Origin of the sequence: Aquabacterium sp., from assembly GCF_021768455.1 — a bacterium.
GTDB lineage: Bacteria > Pseudomonadota > Gammaproteobacteria > Burkholderiales > Burkholderiaceae_C > Aquabacterium.
Genome location: NZ_JAIZVX010000149.1, coordinates 1 through 10,149, shown reverse-complemented (window position 1 = coordinate 10,149; position 10,149 = coordinate 1). Strand labels below are relative to the sequence as shown.

Sequence of the window (10,149 nt, the reverse complement as noted above, 5' to 3'; positions counted from 1 at the left end):
CTTCACTGATCGAATACCGGTCCACCTCGATCATGAAAGAGCCGCCAAGGTACTTGCGCACCTCCCGCTTCACCGTCGTCTTCTCCAGCAACCCCGCTTCAAGCAGGATCGGGCCACGTCCTGGTGCCATGGTCGGGTACTTCGCCGCAGTCGCCCGTTCGCTCTCTGGCACCTCCAGCGGCAAAGGAAAGCGCGTGGCGCAAACATCCGGGGACCTGGCGAAAGCATCCAGCAAGTTGGCTTCGGTGGGCTCCGCCTCGTTGCGCGTGCAGCCGCTCAAATGCATCGCGACCATGGCAATGGCCAACACAGCCAGTCTGTTGCTCGCTTGGTTCATGGCCGCCCCACTCACAGCACCTTGTTCACGAGCATCCTGATCAGGATGCCCGCGTAGGCCAGCGGCAAAAAGAAGAAGGCAGACAGCTTGGCCTTCACCACGTTGTTCAAGGTGGCATGCTGGGGGTGCCACTGGACCAAGTCTCGCAACACCCACCGGTTCAGCACAAAGCCCGCTGCGAGGTGGTACGCGATCAAGGCCCCATTGGGGAACCACGTGGTGCTCATCGCCAGCTTGAGCATGCCCAGCCAGACGACTAACAGGCCTGCATAAAACAACGCCGCCGACTGCAGCGTCATCGCCGGGCGCTCCTGGAGCCCTTCCTGGTCACTCATTTCAACCTCCCGTTGTGGCACAGCGGGGCGTTGCACAACCCCGAATGTGCGAATTAGTGTGTGTACGAATGAGTGTACAACTTGGAGAGTCGCGCTGTGCGGCACTCTCCTCAACAGGCTTTCGGTCAAAGGATCAGGGAACTGCGTCAAGCCAAAGGCATGACGCAGGAGGACTTGGCCGACCGCTGCGGCCTGTTTCGCACGTACATGAGCCGGATCGAAACCGGCAAGGCCAACCCGACGCTGACCATGATTCACGCGCTGGCAGACAGCGTTGGCGTGCCTGTTCAGGCGCTGTTCGACGCCCCAGGCAAGTGACCTGCCGCCGCGTCAGCGCTTGATCAGCGCATCGCAGACCTGCGATGCCGTGTATTCGGCGTATGCGTTGGCGTCCTGAGGTGCAGATGGTGCGGACGCCGCCGACTCCGCCGCAATGCCCCGAGTCCACGTGACGACCTGGGATGCCGGCAAGCTGTAGCCGCCAGGCTTGCTGTCGCCGGTGGCGTTTTCTGTTCCTGGACGGCACTCCACCCACCAGCGGTCACCCAAGCGTGAAGACACTTGCGCGTGCGTGACCATGCAGCGTGTGGGCGATGCCTCCTTGGGCGCCACGACACGGGCCAAGACGCCGCAGAACGAACCTTCGATGTGAATGGTCGTGTTGTCCAGCCTCATGGAGCTGGCGCTCATGACCATGCGGGTGAGGCCGGAGGTGGCGCCGACCAGCAGCGCCAAAAGGGCGATGGACGATGCAGCCGTGAATGCCGTGGCGACATGCTTGACTGTGTCCGTCGCTTTTGGGCTCAGTGAAATCGCCCAAGCCAACGAGTTTCCGATGCACACGATCACCAGAGAGCCGAATACAGCAGCGATTTGCGCTTGATCGCTGGCTTTTTCAAGAATGCTGGCGTTTTCCAGGATTTTTATGATCGGAAGAGCTGCGGGGAGTGATGCAGCAGACAGAGCAAGGAAAAGGGCGGTTCGTTTGCCTGCTCGCGCCCTGTTCCCCTTGTTGTTCAACAGCCGGGGTGAGTCTGATGACCCCTTTGGGAAAACGAATGCATACCAGGCGAGCGCGAAAAATGCTATCCCGGCGGCAAGCAGAATGTAAAAGACTTCACCGAGAAATGGCTTGAAGGCACAAAGCCAGAATATCAAACCCGGAGCAATGATGGTTCCTGCGCTGAAAAGCAGCACCTTTTGCAAGGACGGGGCGGGGGAGGTGGCTGTGCCGTTCTCCTGGAGCAGGCCGCCTACGAGGTCGTCCCGATTTTTGGCTTCCACCCACTGATTCAGCACGAAAGATGGCATGCCCCATAGCACCGTGAAGCTGAACGCCAACAAGACTGCGATGTAGGCAATGAACACCGCAATCGCCCCTACACCCGCCAAGTTGTCGATCGGGGCGTAGCCAGTCATCAAGAAATATGAAAAAACCAGCCAGGCACCGAGCAGGCCTGTGATTTTGGTTGCCCGCTGAAACCACTTCGAAAGAATATCCCAAGGCGGGATCTTGCTTTTGTTTGAGTGGGCTTGAACTTCCTCTGAATTGTTGGATATTGATTCCGAGGAGGGCTCATTCATGTTTTTCGACGATTCACTCATCCAATATCACCTGAAAAATAAAATCCAGCAATCAAGTGCTGCGGGGAAATACCATTTGGAGCAGCAAATGGTCATCTGCGATGGCGCATGTCGTGCCGACATGGCTTTGTTCACAGGCGACGAAACACACGGGTTCGCAATCAAAAGCGATCGCGATTCGCTGGCCCATCTGGGTCGGCAGATCGAGCACCTCGGGCGGTTCTTTGACCGGCTCACGATCGTCACAGGGCACCATTGGGGTGAGGTCAGTGCGCGCACTCCGCCTTGGGTGGGTGTGCTGATGGCCACGCAAGACGAGAACGGAGAGTTCTGCTGGGTTCGAGCGCGTGCCGGCGGCCGCAGCCCTCACACGGACCCTCGTCTGGCGTCGCAGGTCCTGTGGAGAAGCTACCTGCAGGAGCGCTTGACCGCGCTCCAAGGGCAACCCCCTCCGGCCTCGTGGTGCCGCGCCAGGCTTGCCGATCACCTGATCACGCTGTGTGGTGCCGACGGGGCGCGGCGCGAGGTACTGAAGTTCCTGCATTGGAGGCGAACGGCGCCCCCGATCTCCCTGACGGGGTGGGACGTTCGCTGACGTCGTGTGCGTCACAGAAAGTGACGGTTCAAGGTGGCGGTGAGGACCGGCGAGGCGACGGCCAGGTCGGGGCCGGAGCTGGAGGAGCTCATGCCGCTGCCCACCACCACCGTTTGAGCGCCCAGGAGCAGCTGCTTGCGCAGGTCCGCCGGCACCCGCTCAAGCAGCTGCTGAAGCTCGTCATCGTCTCTGACGATGAGGTCGGCGTACACCAGTGCAGACGTGGGGCTGCAATCAGGGATGACGACCGTGGCGAAGAGGTGGCGGCACTCCACAGAAATCACGCACGCCCGCAAGATCTTCTTCGCGCCGGGTTTGCGTGGAGGCATGGGAACCGTCCACCCATCAACCGCGTCGATGGTGACGACTTGGGTGTTCAGGTGCGTCAGCTGCTTCAGCTCCTGAAGATACGGGCTCAGAAAGGGCGGGGGCGGGTGAAAGTAGCTGACGGTCCTTGACTCGGCCAGCGTCAGCCCGCGAACCCTGGCTGCGCTGCCTTGATCTGCCAGGGTGAATGCGTCGTTGGCGTCTTTGGTTTTGGCCTTGCGAAAGGTGGGTGGAACCAGAGGGGTCTCTTTCCACGCGTACACCGTCTTGTGCTCCAGGTCCTTGAACTTTCGGCGAGCTTGGATGAACGCAGTGGCAGGTGACAGGTTGTGTGACGCGTCGCGTTCATGAAGCTCGGGCGCTCTGGGGCCTTGCGACGTCCGAAGCACTTGCTCAGAGGTGGTCGGGGTCGTCGCGTGAGACTGCAATGCAGACTTGCGTGGGGCCTCCCGCTGACTGGTGCGTGAACCGGTGGCGAGCAAGCGGTACCGCAATGTCTGGAAAGGGAAGGGCGCCGTGCAGCTGTGGATCTCGTGGACCACGAATGTTCTGTTGGCGTGCCCTTCGCGGCTGACCCAGACACCTTGTACTTCCAGCGTGGTCGAGCCCTCAAATGGGAAGGTTGATCTGAAGTAGGCCGTTTCGTTGCGAACCGATGCCTCAAGGCAGCTTTGGCGAACCAAGTTGGCTGCGGCCCAGGCTCGCTTGTTCAGCAGGATGCGTGCAATGTCCTCGGCGCTTGGGCCCGGCATGGCGGCTCCGAGGCGCAGAAAAACGGCGCGTCCGTCGGGTGATTTGCTCCAGCCCATTCCAAGGTCTGTCCGTTTGAGGTCGGGGCGGAACAGCTTGGCGAGCAGGGCAGAAGAGGAGCCGAAGTAGAACCTGAGCAGCACCGGGCACGGGATCACCAGGTGCCTGCCATCCGCCATGGTCACTTCCGCGCAGTAGGAATGCGTGTGCTGCATGTGCCAGGGATGCTCGTCTGCGGGCAGCAGGAAGTTGCCTGGGCTGAGGCTGGTGCCTGTTTTCACCAAGCGCACGGTCTTGGGCGAGATGGGCACGTTTTCAAACGTGACCCGCTCTCGCTGGTTGCGACAAACCAGGAAGCCATTCGACCAGATGTCGCCGAGGCCGAGGATCATCATCGTTCGCACGGTCACATGAACGTGTTTGATCAATCGGCGTGGTTGTGGGTGCAGCGACTCATGCGCTTCGTCGATCCGGGAGAGTTGAACCCGAATCGACGGTGACGTGTTCAGGCCCCCTCGGTCGGGGAAGGAGACCGGACCAAACCAGTCTAGGTGCCATCGTGCACTGCCTTTTGGAAAGACAGACACGTTCAAGGGCAGCTCGCGCTTCCCGAAGGTCGTCAATGACATGAGAACTCACCTGTTTTGTATGGGGCTCGGTGAGGCGCGCAATTCATGCGGCGCCTCCCGGCTGGCTGTCATGCTAGAGCAAAACGAAGTGCCTGCTGACACTGGAACAAGATCGTGCGCATGACGCTTTTGCTCCAACTTGAGGGGGCCTTGCGCTCATCTACAGGGTGCTGCTCAGCCAGGCCAAGCCCTCGCCCCTTTTCGGCGAGCGGGATACAAATGCGGATTCATCTCGCGTGGGGTCATGCTGGTTTCCAGCAGGGGTGTATCACCCATGTGGATCGCCTCGGCCAGCTCCGCTCGCTTGCGCAGAACCGGCGTAGCCAAGGCTTCTGCCAGGCGACGTACGCGTTGACAGGCGGCTCAGATCGCAAGGGCTGCAGCCGCTGTTACTGGCAATTTCGCCCAATTGAGATTAGACTTCATATCAATTGAGATATTGTCCTTGGGGATGACCATGGCGCCTGTAACCAACAAACACCCTGCTGCGGCCAAGCGCACCTCTGGCAAAGGCGTCAAAGCCATTGCGGCCACAGGACTCAGCCCGACCAGCCGTGCTCGCCAGCCTTCAGGAGAGTTTCGCCCCGTCAAGACATCCGCTCCTGTTACTGCTGGCGGTGGTGTGTTGCTTGGCTACAAACGCAGCCAGGGCGTGGATGCCTACCTCAAGCAAGTGCATGAGGCCACCCCTGTGCAGATGGTGGAGATGGAGCGCCATGGCGTGGCGGGCACTTTCATCACGGATCTGTCCAAGCGCATGGAATTGCCCTCTTCCAGGGTGTTCGCGATGTTGCGCATCCCACCCGCAACGGCGGCACGCAAGTCTGCGGCTGGGGCGGTGGTCGATGGCCGCGCAGGCCTGGCAGCCATCGGCATGATCAAGTTGCTGGGTATCGCCCAGGACATCGTTGAAGACAGCACAGCAGCCGATGCAAATGGTTTTGACACAGTGAAATGGCTGGGCCAATGGATTGAGCGCCCCCAACCCGCCCTGGGCGGACGCAAACCCGCTGACTATCTGGATACGCCCACCGGCGTGGAGATCGTGGCCCAACTGCTGGGTGCCATGCGAAGCGGTGCCTACCTGTGAAGTTGTGGCGCATCGCGGCAGAGACGCGCAAATACGCTGCAACTGACCTCAGCGGTGGCGGGGCTGCGGCTTCACCGGGACGTTGGAACGACGAGAAGCAGCCCGTTGTTTACAGCGCCCCGACCATCGCCATTGCTGTGTTAGAGACGGCGGCGCACATTGATGATGCTGGCTTGCCGCTCAATCGTTTTTTGGTGGAGATCGAGGTGCCCGACGACGTGTGGGCGTTGCACGAGGTGGTGGCACTTGCCTCTCTGCCTCCTGCCTGGTCGGCCATCCCCGCTGGCGGCGCCAGCGTCAAGATCGGCTCAGCCTGGCTGACATCCCTTCGCTCCCCGATCTTGCTGGTGCCATCGGTGATCGTGCCAGAGGAGTTTGCTGCCCTCATCAACCCGCTGCACCCAAAGGCAGCCACGATCACCGCAACAGTGACCCGGCCATTTGAGTACAACAAGCTGTTCCGCTCGCCATGATCCGCACCCGAGGCGAAAAAGCCGATTTGACGAGCGGCATCTGACTTGATTAAACTTTGTTCCAAAGTACAGACTTTCTGTAAAGCCGTTCCACATGCCCACCCACGCCTTCACCGTTCGCAAGCTCGCCGACACCGCAGGGGTCGGGGTGGAAGCGGTGCGCTTTTACCAGCGGCGCGGGCTGTTGCGTGAGCCTGCCCGTGAGGGCAATGGCTTTCGGCAGTACGACGAGGGTGACGTGCGGCGCCTGCGTTTCATCAAGCGCGCACAAGAGTTGGGCTTCTCCCTCGACGATGTGGCCTCGTTGGTGTCTTTGAGCGCCGAGACCGATCAGATGCGCGTGCGCGAGATCACCCGGCAACGTGTGCTGGACATCCGCCAGCGAGCCACCCAACTGGAAGCCATGGCCGTTGCCCTAGAAGGCTTGGTCACTTGTTGCCAGAAGTCGGCCAAGGGCGATCACTGCCCCATCATCGCGGCCCTGGTGGATCACGCCCCTCGACCCGCAGGGCTGGTGGCCGCATGACCATGCTCCGCGCGCTCAAGCATTGGATTTGCCGACTGATGGTCGGCGTGATCCTGTTCGCGCAGATGAGCGTGGCGGCCTACGCCTGCCCCAGCAACGTCTTCTCCGGCAATGCCCCCGCCGACGCCATCACAGCGATGGGCGCCATGGTGGGTTGTGAGCAGATGGGCGAAGGATTGGGCAAGCATCTGGACCAAGCCAACCCTGGCCTGTGCGCCGAGCATTGCCACCCCACTCAGCAAAGCGATCACACCCAGGTGCCTACCGTGCCTGCGGCGCTGTTGATCGCGCTGTACACCGTCGCCCTGACGGTGGACGCCACAAGGCCGGATGGCCTGGCGCCGACTGCGGACAACCGCCTTCATGCGGCGCCACCACCGCTGTCCATACTGCACTGCTGCTTCCGAATTTGACACGCCGAGTGACGCGGCGCTGAAAGGCCTGACGGCCGCTTCAGCGCCTGGTCGCGCAGGTTGCTGGCCAATGCAGGCGCGTGGCGTTCTGCCTTGCCTGCCCTGTCCCGCGCACGCCTACGCCATGGGCTTCATTCGGAGGTGTCATGTTTCCCCTTTTTTCGCTCCTGTCACGCAGGAGCATGCAACTGGTCGATCTCGGCCATCCCATCTGCATGAGCATGCTCATGCGCATTCGCACGTGCTTCCAAGGTGTCGCCGTTCTGGTGGCCCTCAGCCTCGCATCCTTCCACGCCCATGCCGGGGATGTCCTGACGTTTGAACAGGCTCTCAGGCTTTCCCAGGCGCGCTCACAACAACTGGTGGCCCAGAACCACGCCACGGCGGCTGCCCGCGACATGGCGGTTTCGGCCGCACAGCAGCCCGATCCTGTCCTCAAACTGGGCATCAACAACCTGCCCATCAACGGGCCAGATCGCTTCAGCGTCACCCGCGATTTCATGACCATGCGCTCGGTGGGCCTCATGCAGGAGTTCACCCGTCAAGACAAACGCCTTGCACGGTCCATGCGCTTTGAGCGGGAAGCCCAGGCCAGCGAGGCCAGCCGGGCCCAGGCGCTGGCTCAATTGCAACGTGACACGGCCATGGCCTGGCTGGATCTCTACTACCAGGAACGCATGCTGGCCCTGGTCAAGGCCCAGCGCGATGAAATCCGCCTGCAAGTGGAGGCGACTGAGGTCGCCTATCGAGGGGGCAGAGGATCGCAAACTGAAGTGCTCGCTGCCCGCGCAGCGCTTGCTCAGGTGGATGACCGCATCGACCAGGCCATGCGTGAAGTGAGCACAGCGCAGACCGCGCTGCGCCGGTGGACAGGTCGTGCAGCCGACACGCCCCTGGGCGATGCGCCCGACACCCGCCATGTTCCCTCGCACCTGAACGATCTGGAAAGCACCCTGACCGCGCACCCTGACATCACCGTCCTGATCCGGCAGGAAGAGATGGCCCAGGCCGACGCAGACCTGGCCCGAGCCAACAAACAAGCCGACTGGGGTGTGGAGCTGATGCTCAGTCAACGTGGGCCCGGCTATTCCAAGATGGCCTCTGTCAATGTCTCTGTTCCCTTGCAGTGGGATCAAAAGAGCCGTCAAGACCGCGACCTGGCTGCCAAGTTGGCCACCGTTGAGCAGATGCGCGCCCAGCGCGAAGAAGCCACACGGGAGCACCTTTCCCAGGTCACGGCGATGCTCCAGACTTGGCAGAGCAGCCGGGATCGACTGCGTCGCTACGACAGCGTCTTGATCCCCCTGGCAGCCGAGCGAACCCAGGCCGCTTTGACCGCCTACCGAGGCGGGAGCGGCACGCTGGCCTCCGTGCTGGAGGCTCGCCGCATGGCCTTGGACACCCAGATGGACCGGCTTCGACTCGACATGGAAGTAGCTCGCATCTGGGCGCAGCTCAACTACCTGATTCCGGTGGAACACGACTTGACCATGCCCGTTCTTGACCGCTGACACGGAGCCTCACATGAAACTCAATAATCTGGTGATCGCCATGATTGCCGCCACAGCACTGAGTGCCGCCTCGTATGGCCTGTACGCGTTGGGCATGCAAAGAGGCATGGGCATGAGCGCCGACGCAGATCAGCACCCCGCTCAGCCCGCCGCTGAAGCAAACGCCACCCAAGCCCTGCCGCAAAGCGTGGCCGAGGGTGAAGACGCCACCCGGCGCCACATCGCCGATGGCCTCAAGGCTGGCGACATGGACCCAGTCACCGGCAAGAAGATCTTGTACTACCACGACCCCATGGTGCCGGGCAACAAGTTTGACAAGCCCGCGAAGTCGCCATTCATGGACATGATGCTGGTGCCCGTCTACGCAGACAGCGATGGCGACCAGGGCAAGGTCACCGTCAGCCCACGCATCCAGCAGAACCTGGGCGTGCGCACCGCAGAGGTCACCGAGGGGATGCTGTCACCCCAAGTTTCTGCCGTGGGCAGCATCGCCTACAACGAACGCGACCAGGTTGTCCTGCAAGCGCGGGCGGCAGGGTTTGTCGAGAGGCTGCATGTGCGCGCCACGTTGGATGCGGTCAAACAAGGTCAACCCCTGGCCGATCTCTACGTGCCGGACTGGGTGGCGGCACAAGAAGAGTTCTTGTCTGTTCGCCGCATGCAGGGCCACGACCTGGGCAGCTTGGTCGATGGCGCTCGCCAGCGCATGCGTCAGGTCGGCATGAGCGAGGATCAGATCAAGCGCGTCGAGCAAACCGGCAAGACCCAGCCGCGCATCACTTTGGCGGCACCCATCAACGGCGTGCTCAGTGAGTTGATGGTGCGCGAAGGCATGTCCGTCATGCCAGGGGCCACCTTGTTGCGCATCAACGGCGTGTCCACGGTTTGGGCCAACGCCGAAGTGCCGGAGAGTCAGGTCGCACAACTGCGCCCAGGCACCAAGGTGCAGGCGCGCAGCCCGGCTGTGCCTGGCACTTCCTTTGAAGGCACGGTTCAGGCTCTGGTGCCAGAGGTCAACCCTGGCACCCGCACCCTCAAGGCCCGCGTTCAATTGAACAACCCAGGCATGCGCCTCGTGCCTGGCATGAGCGTGACCATGCAGTTCATGGACATGCGTGCTGAGAAGGCCTTGTTGATCCCCACCGAGGCCGTCATCCAGACGGGCAAACGCACCGTGGTGATGCTGGCAGAAGACAAAGGGCGGTTCCGCCCGGTCGAGATCGAGACGGGCATCGAGAGCGATGGGCAAACCGAGGTCAAGCGCGGCCTGGATGTGGGCCAGCGTGTGGTGGTGTCTTCGCAGTTCCTGATCGATTCGGAAGCCAGCCTCAAGGGTGTCGAAGCCCGCTTGAATGGCACGCCTGCGACGACGGTGGACAAGGCTGCACCCAGACACGAAGGTCAGGCCAAGGTAGAAGCCCTGACAGGCGAGGCCATCACCTTGTCGCACGGGCCGATTGCCTCACTCAAGTGGGGCGCCATGACGATGGATTTCAAGGTGCCGCTCAAGGGCGGACTGCCCCGCCATCTGGAAGTGGGGGACCCGGTGAGCTTTGAGTTCTACATGGATGCCGATGGC

Annotated in this window: 12 protein-coding genes; 8 read left to right on the top strand and 4 right to left on the bottom strand. The window is 61.7% G+C overall.

The window, feature by feature from the left end; translation table 11 throughout:
- A partial coding sequence (locus QZ994_RS16330) for a hypothetical protein (RefSeq protein WP_290874022.1) occupies positions 1–337 on the bottom strand: 337 nt, incomplete at its 3' end.
- Positions 338–348: 11 nt separating this feature from the next.
- Positions 349–672, bottom strand: coding sequence for a hypothetical protein (locus QZ994_RS16325; protein ID WP_290874019.1), 324 nt, complete (start codon positions 670–672; stop codon positions 349–351).
- Between the two features lie 72 nt (positions 673–744).
- On the opposite strand from QZ994_RS16325, the gene QZ994_RS16320 reads away from it, so the two are divergent.
- Positions 745–990 carry a helix-turn-helix transcriptional regulator gene (locus QZ994_RS16320; RefSeq protein WP_349677464.1) on the top strand — a complete coding sequence of 82 codons (246 nt, stop codon included), beginning with the start codon at positions 745–747 and terminating at the stop codon, positions 988–990.
- A 12-nt stretch (positions 991–1,002) separates the two neighbouring features.
- On the opposite strand, the gene QZ994_RS16315 is transcribed toward QZ994_RS16320, so the two are convergent.
- Positions 1,003–2,277 (bottom strand): hypothetical protein, encoded by a 1,275-nt coding sequence (locus QZ994_RS16315; RefSeq protein ID WP_290874012.1) that lies wholly within the window; start codon positions 2,275–2,277, stop codon positions 1,003–1,005.
- Here QZ994_RS16315 and QZ994_RS16310 point away from each other — a divergent pair.
- The gene (locus QZ994_RS16310) at positions 2,255–2,851 is read left to right on the top strand and encodes a sce7726 family protein (RefSeq protein WP_290874009.1); all 597 of its coding nucleotides are present in this window, start codon (positions 2,255–2,257) and stop codon (positions 2,849–2,851) included. The two genes, QZ994_RS16315 and QZ994_RS16310, sit on opposite strands and share 23 nt — an antisense overlap.
- An 11-nt stretch (positions 2,852–2,862) precedes the next feature.
- On the opposite strand, the gene QZ994_RS16305 is transcribed toward QZ994_RS16310, so the two are convergent.
- Positions 2,863–4,557 carry a hypothetical protein gene (locus QZ994_RS16305; protein WP_290874006.1) on the bottom strand — a complete coding sequence of 565 codons (1,695 nt, stop codon included), beginning with the start codon at positions 4,555–4,557 and terminating at the stop codon, positions 2,863–2,865.
- Positions 4,558–4,966: 409 nt separating this feature from the next.
- Here QZ994_RS16305 and QZ994_RS16300 point away from each other — a divergent pair, with 409 nt between their 5' ends.
- The 6 genes from QZ994_RS16300 to QZ994_RS16275 all read left to right on the top strand — a co-directional run.
- Positions 4,967–5,647 carry an antitoxin Xre/MbcA/ParS toxin-binding domain-containing protein gene (locus QZ994_RS16300; RefSeq protein WP_290874003.1) on the top strand — a complete coding sequence of 227 codons (681 nt, stop codon included), beginning with the start codon at positions 4,967–4,969 and terminating at the stop codon, positions 5,645–5,647.
- On the top strand, positions 5,644–6,120 hold the full coding sequence (locus QZ994_RS16295) for an RES family NAD+ phosphorylase (protein WP_290874001.1): 477 nt from the start codon (positions 5,644–5,646) through the stop codon (positions 6,118–6,120). The genes QZ994_RS16300 and QZ994_RS16295 overlap by 4 nt, the downstream gene beginning before the upstream one ends.
- Before the next feature lie 94 nt (positions 6,121–6,214).
- Positions 6,215–6,646, top strand: a complete 432-nt coding sequence (locus tag QZ994_RS16290; RefSeq protein WP_290873998.1) for a MerR family transcriptional regulator — start codon at positions 6,215–6,217, stop codon at positions 6,644–6,646.
- A 2-nt stretch (positions 6,647–6,648) separates the two neighbouring features.
- Positions 6,649–7,059 (top strand): hypothetical protein, encoded by a 411-nt coding sequence (locus tag QZ994_RS16285; RefSeq protein ID WP_290873995.1) that lies wholly within the window; start codon positions 6,649–6,651, stop codon positions 7,057–7,059.
- Between the two features lie 227 nt (positions 7,060–7,286).
- Positions 7,287–8,570, top strand: coding sequence for a TolC family protein (locus QZ994_RS16280; RefSeq protein ID WP_290873992.1), 1,284 nt, complete (start codon positions 7,287–7,289; stop codon positions 8,568–8,570).
- Positions 8,571–8,583: 13 nt separating this feature from the next.
- Positions 8,584–10,149: efflux RND transporter periplasmic adaptor subunit (locus tag QZ994_RS16275; protein WP_290873989.1), on the top strand; the 1,566-nt coding region annotated here is incomplete at its 3' end.